The sequence below is a fragment of the Streptomyces canus genome (assembly GCF_041435015.1).
Lineage (GTDB): Bacteria > Actinomycetota > Actinomycetes > Streptomycetales > Streptomycetaceae > Streptomyces > Streptomyces canus_G.
This window is the reverse complement of the sequence record NZ_CP107989.1, coordinates 7,218,655-7,234,107: the sequence shown is the minus strand read 5'-3', so window position 1 is coordinate 7,234,107 and position 15,453 is coordinate 7,218,655. Positions and strand designations below refer to the sequence as shown.

The window sequence follows — 15,453 nt, the reverse complement described above, 5'->3', positions numbered from 1 at the left end:
ATGCCGCTGCCGGGGAGGCGGTGCAGGTGTGGGGCCACTTGGAAGCGGTACGTGGCGTAGGGCGTCGGCGTCGCCGGGCGGGGGGCTCATCGGGGTGAGCGCGGCGAGGGCGCGGGATGCCTGACGAGGTCTCAGGACCGGGGAGGGGCCGACCGCTCGAAGCGGTGGGCGGGAGTGGAGCCGTCGTACGTCGGGGGCGTCACGGCCGATCGCTCATGGTCGGCGCGGCGGCTGCCCGAACGGCACACTGCTCACAACATGACTTGCTGATGAGGGAGTTGGCGCCGAAGCGCTAGCAGGGACGGGTCATGTCGGACTTTCCGTTCGGGGTCGCGGGCGGGTCGCCGAGGTCCGCACGACGAGGCTGGGCGGGATGACGATGTGGGGCCTCTCGCCGGATGCCGGGATCCCGGCGTCCGGATCGCCGACGAGCTCGATCAGCGCCCGCAGGGCACGGCGGCCGAGTTCGTCGAAGTCCTGGCGGACGGTGGTCAGTGACGGGCCGAAGTACTCGGTCTCCGGCATGTCGTCGAAACCCACGACGCTGATGTCCTCCGGCACCCGGCGTCCTGCTTGCTGCAGGGCCCGCAGCAGGCCGAGGGCCAGGTGGTCGTTGGCGCAGAACACCGCGGTGACCTCGGGGTCGGCGGCGATCCGACGGCCGTGCTCGTATCCGGTACGAGCCGTCCAGTCGGCGCCGGCCAGCGGTTCGGGCACGGGAGCCCCCCGCTTCTCCAGCGCGGCGCGCCAGCCGGCCTCGCGTTCCTGCGCGTCGAGCCAGGAACGCGGCCCGACCAGATGGTGCACGGTGCGATGGCCGAGGTCGAGCAGGTAGGAGGTGGCCAGTTCGGCACCCGCCTCGTTGTCCACGGCGACCGAGACCAGCGCGGTGTGGGTGCCGCAGCCGACCGCGACCAGGGGTACGTCCGTCGGCACGTTGGCCAGTGCGCCCACCGCGGCGGTCTGGGGCGCGATGACGACGATCCCCGCCACGTTCTGGTCGCGCAGCCGGTCCACGGCGTCCAGCACCGAATACCGGTCGAGTGAGCCGACCGCCGCCACGGTGACGAAGTACTCGTGCTCCCTGGCCGCCTGCTCGATGCCGTAGAGCATGCAAGCGGGGCCGTACAGCGTGGTGTTGAAGCTGATCACACCCAGGGTGCGGGTGCGGCGGGTCGCCAGGGTGCGGGCGGCGGCGTTGGGGCGGTAGCCGAGTTCACGGACGGCGGCGAGCACGCGTTCCCGGGTGCGGGGCCGGACGTTGGGGTGGTCGTTGAGGACCCGGGAGACGGTCTGGTGCGAGACTCCCGCGATGCGGGCCACGTCCGCCATCACCGGTGCGCGATCGCCCTCCATGTCCCGCCTCCTCACACACCGTCGTGTTGTAGTCGATCAGCTGCTTCTCCGGTGGGAGCGGCACGCTGTTGAGCGAATTGTTAGCGCACACATTCTTCGGGGACAAGGCAGCCCGGGCCCCTCGATCACGGGTTTTCCGGACTTCGACGCGCAGGCAAAGAGCCGTTTGACCTGGCAGTACTGGTCGGCCGAACGTCCCTTCCGGCATCGCCGCGCACCCGGGTAAACAGACGGCACAGCTTTTGTTTCCGCACTCTTGACTGTTCGACCGTGTTGACCCGGTATTCATCGGGCCGTAAAAAGACGGTGCCACAAGAGCGGCCGTCCAGCTCGCCGAACGCGTGCGAACGGCACCCCCACAAGTCCCCCACCCCGGACCGATCCACCGCCCTGACCAGCAGTGACACTCCCCACGACACTGCTCGATCCGCGGATCGCCCAGTCCGGCCCTCCCCCTCCCCCTCCCCTACCCCCCTCCCTCGCCCTCCCGTACGGCTCGCACGTGCGCCGATGAGGGCCCGAAATGTTAGCGCCCACATTTCTGTCTCCCGGAGCACATGGCGCCGGACGAGAGAAGAAGCCACGACGGAAGAGGTTCACCGTGACAGGTCGAGTGCGTCGAGTGAGTCGAGTGACAGGCCGAGTGAGCAATCGAGTGGGAAGCCCGGTGCGAAGTCGGCTGCGAGGCCCGCGCCTGAGAGGGCTCCTGCTGACACTGGGCGCGGTCCTCACGCTCGTCGGGGGCATCCTGGCCGGAGTCGTCGGCACCGCGGGCACGGCAGCGGCCGCAACGTCCCTGCCCTGCGACATCTACGCCTCCGCGGGGACACCGTGCGCCGCGGCACACAGCACCACGCGGGCGCTCTACGCCTCCTACAGCGGCTCCCTCTACCAGGTCAAGCGCGCTTCGGACGGCGCGACCACCAACATCGGCGTCCTCAGCGCCGGCGGCTACGCCAACGCGGCGGCCCAGGACTCCTTCTGCTCCGGGACGACCTGCACCATCACCAAGATCTACGACCAGAGCACGCACCACAACGACCTGACCATCGAGGGGCCCGGCGGCAACGGCGGCCAGGACGTCGGCGCGATCGCCGACGCCCTTCCGGTCACGGTCGGCGGCCACAAGGCGTACGGCATCTTCGTCTCCGCCGGCGTCGGCTACCGCGACAACAGCACCACGGGCATCGCCACCGGCAGCTCCCCCGAGGGCGCGTACATGGTGACCAGCGGCCACCACGTGAACAACCGCTGCTGCTTCGACTACGGCAACGCCGAGACGTCAGGCAACGACACCGGCAACGGTCACATGGACGCGATCAACTTCGGTACGGAGTGCTGGTTCGCCCCTTGCTCCGGCTCGGGCCCTTGGGTCCAGGCCGACCTGGAGAACGGCCTGTTCGCCGGCGGCAACGGCTCGAACACCAACAACAAGGGCAACTCCAGCGAGTACGTCACCGCCTTGGAGAAGAACAACGGCACGACCACCTACGCGATCAAGGGCGGCAACGCACAATCGGGCTCACTGACCACCTGGTACAACGGCGCGCTACCCAACCTCGGCGGATACACCCCGATGCACTTGGAGGGCGCCATCGTCCTCGGCACCGGCGGTGACAACAGCAACGGCTCGGACGGCTCCTTCTTCGAGGGCGTCATGACCTCGGGCTACCCGACCGACGCCGCCGACAACGCCGTACAGGCCAACATCACCTCCGTCGGCTACACCACCCCCGCCGCGAACTTCCCGGTCACCGGCACCGCCTACCGCCTGACCAACGCCAACTCCGGCAAGGTCCTGGACGCGGTCAACTGCGGCACCGGCAACGGGACGTCGATCGACATCTGGGCCTCACTCGGCAACACCTGCCAGCAGTGGAAGTTCGCCAGTGCGGGCAACGGCCACTACACGATCAGCAACGTCAACAGCGGCACGGTCCTGGACGACAAGAACTGCGCGCAGAGCAACGGCACGGCCGTCCAGCTGTGGGCCTCGCTCGGCAACACCTGCCAGCAGTGGGACGTCACGAAGGTCGGCAGTCACTACACGATCTCCAACGTCAACACCGGCATGACGCTGGACGTGGCGAACTGCGGAACGGCCAACGGCACGGCGGTCCGCCAGTGGCAGCAGCTCGACAACGCGTGCCAGCAGTGGAACATCGCGCCGTGACCTGACGGTCGGGGCCATCGCGGGCCCGTCGGCCCCTCCCCGCCGACGGGCCCGCGCTTCATCGGTTCATCTGGGTTCACCTGGTTACATCTGACACGAAGGAACTGCGCATGCCCTCAGAAGCCGGACCGTCCCGCAGGACCGTCCTGACCGCCATCGGTGTCACGTCCCTGGCCGGGACCTTCGCCGGTTCCGTTCCCGCTGCCGCCGCTCCCGCAGCCGTGGCCGCTCCCGTCGCCCTCCCCGCCGCGGCCGCGCACTGGAGCTTCGACGAAGGCTCCGGCACCACCGCCGCCGACGCGTCCGGCAACGCCCACACCGCCACGCTCCAGGGCGCGGCCGGCTGGGACACCGGCAAGGTCGGCACCCACAGCCTGAGCCTCACGGCGGGCGGCAACGCCACCGCGTCCGGACCGGTCGTCGACACCTCGAAGGCATTCTCGGTGGCCGCCTGGGTCAACCTCGCCCAGCTGGGCGGCTACCAGACCGCAGTCAGCATCGACGGCACGGCGGTCAGCGCCTTCTACCTGGGTCTACGAGACGACACCGGCACGTTCGCCTTCGCCCGGCTCGCGTCCGACGCCACCCAGGGAGCCGCCGTCGCGGCCGCCGCCTCCGCCCCGACCGCAGGCACCTGGACCCACCTGGTCGGCGTCAGCGACGCCGCGGAAGGCGTCACCCGCCTGTACGTCAACGGCGTGCTCGAAGGCGAGACCGCCTACACGGCAGGTTGGGCCGGCACCGGCGCCACCGCCATCGGCCGCGCGCTGTACGGCGGCGGACAGGTCGACCAGTGGCACGGCCTGATCGACGACGTACAGCTGTTCCCGACTGCCCTCACCTCGGACCAGGTGGCGACGTTGGCAGGAGTGCCGGTGGAGTCGACGACACCGCTGCTGAGCGTGGACGTAGCACATCCTGCTCACGCGGTCTCCCCCATCCTCCCGGGCCTGATGTTCGAGGACATCAACCACTCCGGCGAGGGCGGCATCTACGCCGAGTTGGTGCAGAACCGCTCGATGATGGCCAGCGACACGTCACCGGTCCACTGGTCCGCGGTGGGCGGCACGACGTTGACGCTGGACACGGCCACGCCGTTGAACGAGGCGCTGAACCGCTCCCTCAAGGTGGTGCTGCCGAGCGGTACAGGGGCCGGCATCCGAGCCGGTGTGGCGAACGACGGCTTCTGGGGCATCCCCGTCCGCCCCCGAACCACTTACACGGCCCGCCTGTTCGCGAAGGCCTCACGCCGCATAGGCCCGCTCACGGTGTCGATCGAGTCGGCGGACGGGGGAACGGTGTACGCCTCCGCGAGGATCGCGCACATCGGTACGACCTTCCCCGACCGCCCCTTCGAACTGACCCTGCGCACGGGTGCGGGCGCCCCGGTCACGGGCGACGCAAGACTGACCGTCACCACGGCCGACCCGACCGCCGCGGGCGAGACGCTGTGGCTCCAGCACGTCTCCCTCTTCCCGCCGACCTACAACAGCCGCCCCAACGGCCTGCGCATCGACCTGATGGAGAAGCTGGTCGCCCTGAAGCCGAAGTTCCTGCGCTTCCCCGGCGGCAACTTCCTGGAGGGCAACACGATCGCGACCCGCTTCAACTGGAAGAACACGATCGGCCCGGTCTGGGAGCGCCCCGGCCACATGGACGACGCGTGGGGCTACTGGTCCACGGACGGACTGGGCCTCATGGAATACCTGCACTGGGTAGAGGACATGAAGGCCCAACCGGTCCTGGCCGTCTTCGCCGGTTACACCCTGAGGGGCGAACACGTCACGGGCGACGCGCTCAAGCCGTTCATCCAGGACGCCCTGGACGAGATCGAGTACGTGACGGGTCCGGTCACCAGCAAGTGGGGCGCCCGGCGTGCGGCCGACGGCCACCCGAAGCCGTTCCCGCTGGAGTACGTGGAGATCGGCAACGAGGACTGGTTCGACGGATCGGGCTCGTACGACTCCCGCTTCGCGGACTTCTACGACGCGATCAAGGCGAAGTACCCCCACCTGAAGCTGATCGCGACGACAACGGTGACGAGCCGCACCCCGGACCTGATAGACGAGCACTATTACCTGGCCCCGTCCGCAGCCCAGGCAGCCACCCACAAGTACGACAACAGGGACCGCGCCTCGACGAAGGTCTTCGTAGGCGAGTGGGCCGCCCAGGAGGGCCGCCCCACCCCCGACCTCAACGCCGCTCTGGGCGACGCGTCTTGGCTGGCCGGCCTGATCCGCAACTCCGACCAGGTCCTGATGGAGTGCTACGCGCCCTTGTTCTCCCACGTGAAGAACAACGTCTGGGCGACGAACCTGATCGCCTACGACAACCTCACGAGCTACGTCTCCCCCAGCTACTGGGCCCAGCAGATGCTGACGAGCAGGCTGGGAGACACGGTCCTGCCGGCCACGGCACGCGCGTTGCCGGGCCTGGCGACGGTGGCGACGCGCTCCGGGAAGCGGCTGTACCTGGCGGTGGTGAACTACGGAACGGAGAAGGTGGAGGTGCCGGTGGAGCTGCGGGGCTTGGCGAAGGGGGTCAGGAAGACCGCCACGGCCACGGTCCTGACGGGACCGTCACCAACGGCGACGAACACCCTGACCGAGCCCGACACCCTCGTGCCCACTTCCCGCACGGTGACCGGCGCGGCGGCGACGTTCACGAGCACGCTGCCACCGCTGTCGGTGACGGTCCTGGAACTCACCTTGAACTGATACCTGTATCGCCTCAGCCCTGCTGGATGTCGGTGATCTCCACGGAGAGCTCTGTGCTGCTCGCCGAAGCGGTGCTGATCAGAGACGGTCTGTAGCTGAGGCTGGTCTGGTTCGTCAGCTCGGCGGTCTGGATGACCGGCCCGGACTCGTCGCCGTGGATCTCGTAGGTGATCTCGTAGACGGCGTCCGGGTCGAGGTCCCCACTGCTGCCCAGGTAGGTGAGCTCCGGTGCCACGGTCACGTTGCAGCCCGCTGATCCGAAGCACTGCCGCGCGGTGGTGCGCAGGTCTATCGAGAAGCTGTCGGCGTCGACCTCGGCGTACGTCGGTTCCGGGTCCGGATCCCTGACGGGGCTGACGGCGTCCGCGTCCGGGACGCTCGATGCCGCGACACCGGCCGGCTTGTCGTCGTCGTTCGTGGACTGCCCGACGACAACGCCTGTGGTGACGATTGCGGCGATCACGGCGGCGGCCGCGCCGATGACGATCGCGCTGGTGCGGTGCCTCCTCGGCGGAGTCAGCACCTCGGGCGGCGGGAAGGCGGGCGGGGGCGGAGTGGCGGGCGGCGGCGGAGTGGCGGGCGGTTGCGGAGTGCTGTCGACCATCGTCAGTGCCACCCTCCCAGCAGTCCCGAACTGAGCTGGGCCATACAGATGTTGTAGTCGCCCGCCGCGTGGGCCTTCTTCGTCTTCCCGCCGACCGTGATGGAGCAGTGGATGTCCCCGGACCCCTGGAGCTGCGCGGTGACGTGGTAATACAGGGCGTCGTCGTTCAGAGGCAAGGTGGCCTCGAACTCGCCGTTCTTGAATGCGCCGTCGCGGTTGTCGGAGTCGGACCCGTAGGTGATGTTGAGCGGTCCGAGGGCGCCGGCGGGTGCGGTGCCCCACACCTTGAAGACGACGACCTTCTTGTCGGCCGCCGGCTCGCTGTCGACCTTCTTGTGACTGCCCCCGGAGCCGTCGGCCGCCTTGTCACCCTTCGACGTGGAGCCGCTGGCCTTGGTGGTGTCGGCGCCCTTGGAGTCGTTCGAGCCGGAACCGCCGCCCGCGACGGCGCCGATGAGGGCGACCAGAACGAAGAGACCGACGAGACCGAGACAGCCCAGGCCGATGACCTTCCCCGTGCTGGCCTTCTTCTTCGGCGGAGGCCCGAACGGTGGCTGTCCGAAAGGCTGTTGGAGGCCACCCCCTCCGGGCGGCTGCGGCGGGTACTGCTGCTGGCTCATGGTCCCCCCTGGGGCATATGTCGTGCAGTGCAAGGTGTGTGACTTGCACTGGCCCCGAACGGTTTCCTCAAACCGGATGGATTCACCTGATCGTGGTGAACTCACCGCAAATCGAACACCTTGGACGTCCGGCAAGGAGGGGTCCTGCCGCCGCAGCCGATGACGAAGTCAGGTCGAATCTTGAGTAGCTTCACTCGAGCACGTCGGCCGCAGACCGGATCACCGACCACCTCGGTCCACTGCCGGCGCTCCGGCAGTGCCCTTTGCGGCCCGCCGCCTTCTTCGCGCGGTCCCGGCCTTGCCCGTCGGCGCCGACGTGTCGGCCGACCGCAGGGACCATGAGTCGACGATCATCGCCGTCGGCGTGCGGTTGCAGGCGTACACTTCTGATCAAATGGGCGTTAATTGGTCCATATAGGAAATTCAGGCAGAAGTATCGTCAGAACCGTCGGATCCGGCGTCCGATCTGCCTGGGAGGTCCGCAGCGCGTGGCCGTCGGCAGCCTTGGGAGGCGCGGGCGGATCACGCAGGCGCCAGGAGGAAGATTTCTCGATGACCCGGCGCGATGACCCGCGCACCGCGGCGGCCCGGGTGTTCGCCGAGGGCGGCGCGTTCGGCGAGCTGCTGTCAGGGATCGACTGGGCGGCGACGCCGCTCGGGCCCCCCGTCTCCTGGCCGGGGCCCCTGGTGGACACCCTGCGCCTCATGCTCACCTCTGACCATGGGATGGCTCTGTACTGGGGGGCGGAATTCGCCACGCTGTACAACTTGGGCTCCACACCCATTGTCGGCGCCAAACACCCCTGGGCGCTCGGCAGGCCCTATAAGGACGTGTTCCCCGAGGTCTGGGCCCACCCCGTGAGCTCCCACTTCCACTATGTGACCGACACCCGCAAGCCTCTGCTGGTCCCGGATGAGCTGCTCATCATGGAGCGCCACGGCTTTTTGGAGCAGTGCTACTTCGACTCCGCCTTCCAGCCCGTGCTGCTGGATGACGGCACCGCCGGCGGCGTGCTGCAGATCCTCACCGAGACCACCGGCCGGGTACTGGGCGAGCGCCGACTGCGCCTGCTGAGCGAGACCGGCACGCGCACGGCCGGGCTGCCCACTCCGGGCGAGGTCGCCCGCGTGGTCGCCGAGGTGGCGGGCTCCTACCCCGACGAGATCCCGTTTCTGGTCCTGTACCTGGCTTCCGAGCCAGGGATGCAGCGGCCGGCGGCCTCCACGGGGCTCCGGTCCGCGCCCGAGACCGTCTCGCTGCATGCCGCCGACGGGCCGGAGGCGGCGGCCCGGCTGGCGCAGGTGGTCGCCGACGGTGCCCCGGCCACGCTGCCGGCCGCCGCGTTCACCGGCGGCAGCATGGCCGGGCAGCACGCCGCGGCCTCCCGCCTCCCGGTCGAGCAGGCGCTGGCCCTTCCGCTGCACAGCGCGGGCCGGGTGGAGGGCGTGCTGGTGGTGGGCGTCAACCCCTGCTTCCCCCCGGCCGGGGCCTACTACGACTTCCTGGAGGTGCTCGCCTCGGCTGTGGCCGGGGCGCTGTCGGCCGCGCTCGCGCACGAAGAGCAGCGCAGGCGGGCAGAGGCGCTGGCCGAGCTCGACCGGGCCAAGACCACCTTCTTCGCCAACGTCAGCCACGAGTTCCGCACCCCGCTCACCCTGCTCCTGGGCCCGCTCCAGCAGGCCCTGGCCGACGAGGACCGGCCCGAGCGGCGCGAGCAGCTGGAGCTGGCCGAGCGCGGCGCCCTGCGCCTGCTGAAGCAGGTCAACACCCTCCTGGACGTCGCCCGTGCCGAGGCCGGGCAGACGCACCCCGCCCTCGAACCGGTCGACCTCGCCGGTGCCACGGCCGAGCTGGCCGGGGTGTTCCGGTCCGCCTTCGAGGCGGCAGGGCTGACGCTGGAGGTGGACTGCCCGCCGCTGCCCAAGCCGGTGCCCCTGGACCGGGAGATGTGGGAGAAGATCATCCTCAACCTGCTCAGCAACGCCCTGAAGTTCACCTTCACCGGCGGCGCCCAGGTGCGGGTGGCCGCGGCCGGCGACCGGGCCAGGCTCACCGTGACCGACACCGGCACCGGCATCCCCGCGGACGAGCTGCCGCGCCTGTTCGAGCGCTTCCACAGGGTCCGCGGCGCCCGCTCCCGCTCCCACGAGGGCAGCGGCCTCGGCCTGGTGCTGGTCAAGGATCTGGTGGAAGCGCACGGCGGCACCGTCGGCGTGGACAGCCGCCTCGGCCAGGGCACCACCCTCACCGTGGACCTCCCCTTCGGCACCGCCCAGCGGCCCCGCCCGGCCCCGCCCGAGGCCGCCGCCGGATCCCCCGGGGAGATCCCCAGGGAAGGCGGAGGCGGCCGGCCCGGCCGCACGGCGGCCTACGTGGACGAGGCGCTGGGCTGGCTGGCGGCCGCCCCCGTCCCCGCCGCGGCACCCACCCCGCACGCCCCCGCGACCCACGACGCCCCCCACGGCCCCAGCCCGCACGAATCCGACCGCCCCCACCGGGCCCGCCTGCTGGTCGTCGACGACAACGCCGACATGCGCGCCTACCTCACCCAGCTCCTGCAGCCCGACTACGACGTGCTGCTCGCCGCCGACGGCCGGGCCGCCCTGGAGATGGCCCTGGCGCAGCCGGTGGAGCTGGTGCTCAGCGACGTGATGATGCCCCACATGGACGGCTTCGAGCTGGTCCGGGCGCTGCGCGCCGACCCGCGCACCGCCCGCCTGCCCATCGTCTTGCTCACCGCCCGCGCCGGCGAGGAGGAATCCATGCAGGGTCGGCACGCCGGCGCCGACGACTACCTGGCCAAACCCTTCTCCGCGCGCCAGCTGCTGGCGCGTGTCCGCACCGGGCTGGAACTGTCCCGGCTGCGCGAACAGGCCCTGACCGAGACCCGCAACCAGCTGGCCGTGCTGGCCTCCCTGGCCGACGCGGGCCTGCGGCTGTCCGCCACCCTCGACCCGGACCAGATACTGCAGACTGCCGGTCAGGTCCTGCTGCCCGACTTCGCCGACCAGATCAGCATCCACCTCACCCCTGCGACACCCGCCCCGGCGCAGTCGCCCCCGCCATACATCGCCGGCACCCCCCTTCTTGCCCGCGAGGCCCTGGCCACCGCCGCCACCGGCGCGATCAACGGCACCGCCCCAGCCCCGGTCGGCCCGCACCCGGCGCCCGCCACCGTGCTGGCCCTGCCGCTGCACGCCCACGACCAGACGCTGGGGGCCCTGGTACTGGTCCGGCACACCGGCGGCTATTCCGCGGTCGAACACAAGTATCTGGAGAACCTCGCCCACCGCCTGGCCCTGGCCTACGACAACGCCACCCGGTACCACAACGAGCGCCGCCTCGCCCTGACCCTGCAGCGCGCCCTGCTGCCCCACCGCCTGCCCCAGCTGCCCGGAGTGCGCCTGGCCACCCACTATCGGGCCAGCAACCGCGGCGCCGAGGTCGGCGGCGACTGGTACGACGTTCTCGCCCTGCCCGACGGCGCCGTGGGGCTGGCCATCGGCGACGTCATGGGCCACGACGTGGAAGCCGCCACTCTGATGGGCCAACTCCGCTCCGCCCTGCACAGCCTCGCCCTGGAGGGCGCCGGCCCGGCCCAGGTGCTGACCAGGCTGGACGCCTACCTGCAGTCCCTCGCCACCGAGCGCTTCGCCACCTGCCTGTACGCGGTCTACGACCCCCACCGTCACCGCCTGCGCTACGCCGCCAGCGGGCACCTGCCGCCCCTGCTGGTAGCCGCCGACACCGCCTATCTGGAGCTGCCCCCGGCGCTGCCGCTGGGTCTGGGCAGCACCCCGGTCGACCGCGAGGTGGCGTTCCCGCCCGGCACCAGCCTGCTGCTCTACACCGACGGCCTGGTGGAGAACCGGGCGCTGTCCCTGGACGACGGCCTGGCGGCCCTGCGCCGGACCTGCGACGCGCTGCCTGCCGCCGCCCGCTCCGACCCCCAGCGGATCACCGAACGGGCCCTGGAACTGCTGAACACCCCCGACCGGGTCGACGACGACGCCGCCCTGCTCGCAGCCACCGCCGAACCATCGCGTCGAACCGGCGCCCCGCAGACCGACAGAAGTGCCGTACAACCGACCGCTACTGCTCGTAGCCGTCGCTGAGGAAGCTGCGGATTCGCTAATTCACTGCTCCCCAACTGTCCGAGCAACAGCACCGCGACGCCCTGATCCGTTGGGACCCCGAGGAGTACAGCTGGTCGTGCCGCGTGCCGGGGGGGCTGAGGGGTACGCAAGGTAGTCGGTGGCCTTCGGCCCCGGGGAACAGCCCCCGCACATCGGGGTCGGCCAGTACGCTGCCCCGGAACACCAGCGCGAACGCGAATCGGTCCGCCGCCCCCGCAGAAGGGAACGCCCACCCGTGATTCCTGGCGTCACCATCCAGGTACCCGCCAAGATCAACGTCCAGTTGTCGGTCGGTGGTCCCGAGCCGGCCGGCTTCCATGAACTGGCCACCGTCTTCCTCACAGTCGGTCTCTACGACGAGGTGACGGTCACCGCGGCGGACGCCTTGCGGATCACCGTCTCCGGCCCGGACTCGGACCTGGTGCCGACGGACGGCGGCAATCTGGCGGCGCGGGCGACCACGGCGCTGGCCGAACGGCTCGGCGTCCGGCCCTCGGTGGCCGTGCACATCGCCAAGGGCATCCCTGTGGCCGGTGGCATGGCGGGCGGCAGCGCCGACGCGGCGGCAGCGCTGCTCGGCTGTGCCCGACTGTGGGAGGCCGACCTCGCCCTTCCCGAACTTCTCGGCATCGGCGCAGACTTGGGCAGCGACGTACCGTTCTGTCTGACGGGTGGGGCCGCGCTGGGGCTGGGTCGCGGCGAGCGGCTCGCCGCGCTGCCGCTCGGCGGCCCCCTGCACTGGGTGGTGGCGGTCGCGGCGGGCGGACTCTCGACCTCGGCGGTGTACCGGGAGTGCGACCGGCTGCGGGGCGCGGCCCGAATACCCGATCCGCTTCCTTTCCCGCCGGTCCTCAAGGCCTTGGCGGCGGGGGATGCGCCGGCACTCGCCCGGGCCCTCGACGAGTACACGTCCGCGCCACCTGGTGAGGGCCACGCGAACGACCTTCAGCCGGCGGCTCTTTCACTGCGGCCGAAGCTCCATGACACGCTTCGGGTCGGCCGCACGCTGGGCGCCCTGACCGGGTTCGTCTCCGGCTCCGGCCCCACCTGTGTCTTCCTGGTGCCGGACGCCCGGAGCGCCGCCCTGGTGGCGGAGGGCCTGTCGGCCTCCGGCACCTGCACCTCGGCAGCAGCGGCGACCTCCTCCGGAGAGGGGCCGCTCGTACGGTACGCGCCGAAGCCGGCAACCGCACCCGGGCCGGAGGCCGACCGGGCGTGATCATTCTGGGCGCGCCCTTCCAACAGCAGCTCAGCTGGCCGCTGCGTACCGTCCGACTGCTCGGACTCATCGTGCTCATCGTCAACATCGCCCGGGTCGACCCCCGGCCGGGCTGGCAGGGCCAGGGCCTCGCGGTCGGCATCACGCTGTCCCTGGCCACCGCCGGCTGGCCGCTCTGGCTCGCCTCCGACTGGCTCCCCCGGTACGCCGTCATCATCGCCTGGGTGCTCATCGGAGTCCCCGGCGGAGTCCTCGCCGGCCTCAGCCCGCACAGCGGCGCCATCGCCTTCCCCGCCGTCGCCCTCACCGACGCCGGCGCACGGCTCGCACACCGTCGCATGTTCGCCCTGGGCGTCGCCTGCACGGCGGGCGTCCTGGCGGGACATCTGGCCGCCGGTTGGAATTTCGCCGTACCGCACCTGCTGCTGCTGTTCGCCTGCGCACTGCTCGGCACCCTCCGCTGGCAGTACGTGCAGCGCGCCGAGCAGTCCGAACTCCTGCTCAGCAATGCCGAGTACGCCGCCCAGGAGCACGCCAGGGCCGCCACCCTCGCGGAGCGCACCCGGATAGCGCGGGAGATCCACGACATCCTGGCCCATTCACTCGCCGCGCTCTCCGTCCAGTTGAAGGCGATCGACGCCCTGGTGGAGGACGGCGCGGGCGCCGACCGGATCCGGCCCTGGGTCGGCCGCGCCGAACAGCTCACCAACGAGGGCATCGTGGAGACCCGGCGCGCCATCCTCGCGCTGCGCGGCGAGACCCTGCCGCTGGAGCAGATGCTGGTCGGCATCCTCGGCGTCTACCGCGAACAGGACGGTGCGGCGGCCGAGTTCCGTGCCGTCGGCGACCCCGTAGAGCTGCCGGCCGACATCACGATGACGCTCTACCGCACCGCTCAGGAAGCGCTCACCAATGTCCGCAAGCACGCTCCGGGCAGCCGGGTGGAGACCGAACTGCGGTACCGGCCGGGCGAGGTGGAGCTGACGGTCGTCAATCGGGTGCCGGAGCCGGTCGGCGCCCCGGCGGGCGGCGACCAAGGCGTCGCCGGGTTGGCGGAGTGCGGCACGGGGTACGGTCTGGCGGGGATGCGTGAACGGGCCGAGGTGGTCGGCGGCCTGCTCGACGCGGGTCCGCACAAAGACAGTTGGCGCGTACACCTGAGGATTCCGCTATGACCACGACCGACCCGTCCCGTCGGCGCAGATCGCCCGTTCGCGTGGTCGTCGCGGACGACCATCCCGTGGTACGGGACGGCCTTGCCGTCCTGCTCGGACTTCAGCCCGACATCGTCGTCGTGGGGCAGGCCGCCGACGGCGAGGAGGCGGTGTCCGTGGTTCTGGACGCCCGGCCCGACGTGGTCCTCATCGATCTGCGGATGCCGCTGCTGTCGGGGGTCGGCGCGATTCGCCGGATCAGGGCCGTGGACCCGGGCATCCGCTTCGTGGTGCTGACCACCTATGTCGACGACGCTGAGGTCACCGAGGCCTTCCGGGCCGGAGCGCTGGGCTTTCTCACCAAGGACGCGGGCCGGCAGGAGATCTGCGAGGCGCTGGTGGCGGCCGCCGAAGGCCGTGGCCTGGTGTCCCGGGGCGCACAGCACGCGCTCGACACCGGCGAGGCGGCACCGGCGACCGCCGAGCAGGACATACCGGACGGGCTGACGCCTCGTGAGTGCGATGTGCTGCGCCTGATCGCCGCCGGCCGATCCAACCGGGAGATGATGGAGCTGCTGCAGGTCAGCGAGGCGACCGTGAAGACGCACATCAACCGAATCTTCGCCAAGGCCCAGGTGCGCGACCGTGCACAGGCGGTGCGCTATGCCTACCGCAACGGGCTGGCCTCAATCGGCGATTCATGACCTGCTGGGCGTCATGTGTCGCGCCCTCCACGAGGCTCCGCCCAAGGGCCCTCCACCCTGCTCCACCCCAGGGTTGAATCGTCACAACAATGCCTACGGCAGAGATCAACCCGGGGTTCGATTACATCTGTCGGTGCCGTCCCTAGCCTGAAATCGGAATTGTTTCCGTTGGCCGGAGGACCAGTGAACAGTGCGTATTGGCTCAACCTCATCGTCTTTGCCATTGCTTTGGAAAGCGATATCGGGCGGCGCAAAGTCGGTGCGTTCAGAATCCTCCGTCCCCTGGTCAGTGCCCTCGTACTGGTCCCTGTCTTCTTCCGCGGAATGGACACCTCCGAGAACGGATTGCTCCTCGAAGGAGGCGCGGTCCTGCTCGGCGCGCTTCTCGGACTCGCCGCCTCCTCGTTCATGCGATTCGAGTACGACGCCGTAAGGCAACGGGCTTTCTCCCGTACCGGAGTGGCCTTCGTTGCCGCCTGGGTGGCCATCACCGTGGCCAAGCTGTCGTTCTCGTACGGATCCACGCACTGGTTCGGCAGGGCGCTCGGCACCTGGATGCACGAGAACGCCATCAGCCCGGACGCCATGCGGGCCGCGTTCATCTTCCTGAACATCGCCACGATGCTGGCCCGGGTCGGCGTCATCTATTTCGGCGGCAGACGAGTGGCGCGCGAGGCCGAGGCCGCGCACGGTGTCCTCCAGAAGGCACCCAGCCGTCTGGTGGGGTAGCCGATCGGGGCACCCCGACCGGACTGTCCGAACGCTGTCG

Annotated in this window: 10 protein-coding genes; 7 read left to right on the top strand and 3 right to left on the bottom strand. The window is 70.4% G+C overall.

Features of this window, described 5'->3' with window-relative positions; translation table 11 throughout:
- Window positions 1–306 precede the first annotated feature (306 nt).
- Window positions 307–1,356, bottom strand: coding sequence for a LacI family DNA-binding transcriptional regulator (locus tag OG841_RS33010; protein ID WP_371567674.1), 1,050 nt, complete (start codon window positions 1,354–1,356; stop codon window positions 307–309).
- A gap of 667 nt (window positions 1,357–2,023) precedes the next feature.
- Here OG841_RS33010 and OG841_RS33005 point away from each other — a divergent pair.
- Window positions 2,024–3,529, top strand: coding sequence for an arabinofuranosidase catalytic domain-containing protein (locus OG841_RS33005; protein ID WP_371567670.1), 1,506 nt, complete (start codon window positions 2,024–2,026; stop codon window positions 3,527–3,529).
- A gap of 110 nt (window positions 3,530–3,639) precedes the next feature.
- Window positions 3,640–6,246: a LamG-like jellyroll fold domain-containing protein gene (locus tag OG841_RS33000; protein WP_371567667.1), complete on the top strand. Its 2,607-nt coding sequence runs from the start codon at window positions 3,640–3,642 to the stop codon at window positions 6,244–6,246.
- 13 nt (window positions 6,247–6,259) lie between these two features.
- Here the strand turns inward: OG841_RS33000 and OG841_RS32995 are convergent, their stop codons facing one another.
- The gene (locus OG841_RS32995) at window positions 6,260–6,850 is read right to left on the bottom strand and encodes a hypothetical protein (protein ID WP_371567664.1); all 591 of its coding nucleotides are present in this window, start codon (window positions 6,848–6,850) and stop codon (window positions 6,260–6,262) included.
- Window positions 6,851–6,852: 2 nt separating this feature from the next.
- On the bottom strand, window positions 6,853–7,470 hold the full coding sequence (locus tag OG841_RS32990; protein ID WP_371567661.1) for a hypothetical protein: 618 nt from the start codon (window positions 7,468–7,470) through the stop codon (window positions 6,853–6,855).
- A gap of 552 nt (window positions 7,471–8,022) precedes the next feature.
- On the opposite strand from OG841_RS32990, the gene OG841_RS32985 reads away from it, so the two are divergent.
- From OG841_RS32985 to OG841_RS32965, 5 genes are all read left to right on the top strand, one after another.
- A complete protein-coding gene (locus OG841_RS32985; protein WP_371567658.1) occupies window positions 8,023–11,586 on the top strand; it encodes a SpoIIE family protein phosphatase in 3,564 nt (1,187 codons plus the stop codon).
- Between the two features lie 256 nt (window positions 11,587–11,842).
- Window positions 11,843–12,826 carry a 4-(cytidine 5'-diphospho)-2-C-methyl-D-erythritol kinase gene (locus OG841_RS32980; RefSeq protein ID WP_371567655.1) on the top strand — a complete coding sequence of 328 codons (984 nt, stop codon included), beginning with the start codon at window positions 11,843–11,845 and terminating at the stop codon, window positions 12,824–12,826.
- On the top strand, window positions 12,823–14,001 hold the full coding sequence (locus tag OG841_RS32975) for a sensor histidine kinase (protein WP_328638053.1): 1,179 nt from the start codon (window positions 12,823–12,825) through the stop codon (window positions 13,999–14,001). Before OG841_RS32980 ends, OG841_RS32975 begins: the two co-directional genes overlap by 4 nt.
- The gene (locus OG841_RS32970) at window positions 13,998–14,684 is read left to right on the top strand and encodes a response regulator transcription factor (RefSeq protein ID WP_328638054.1); all 687 of its coding nucleotides are present in this window, start codon (window positions 13,998–14,000) and stop codon (window positions 14,682–14,684) included. Before OG841_RS32975 ends, OG841_RS32970 begins: the two co-directional genes overlap by 4 nt.
- Window positions 14,685–15,008: 324 nt before the next feature.
- Window positions 15,009–15,413, top strand: coding sequence for a hypothetical protein (locus tag OG841_RS32965; protein WP_328638055.1), 405 nt, complete (start codon window positions 15,009–15,011; stop codon window positions 15,411–15,413).
- The last annotated feature ends 40 nt before the right edge of the window (window positions 15,414–15,453 follow it).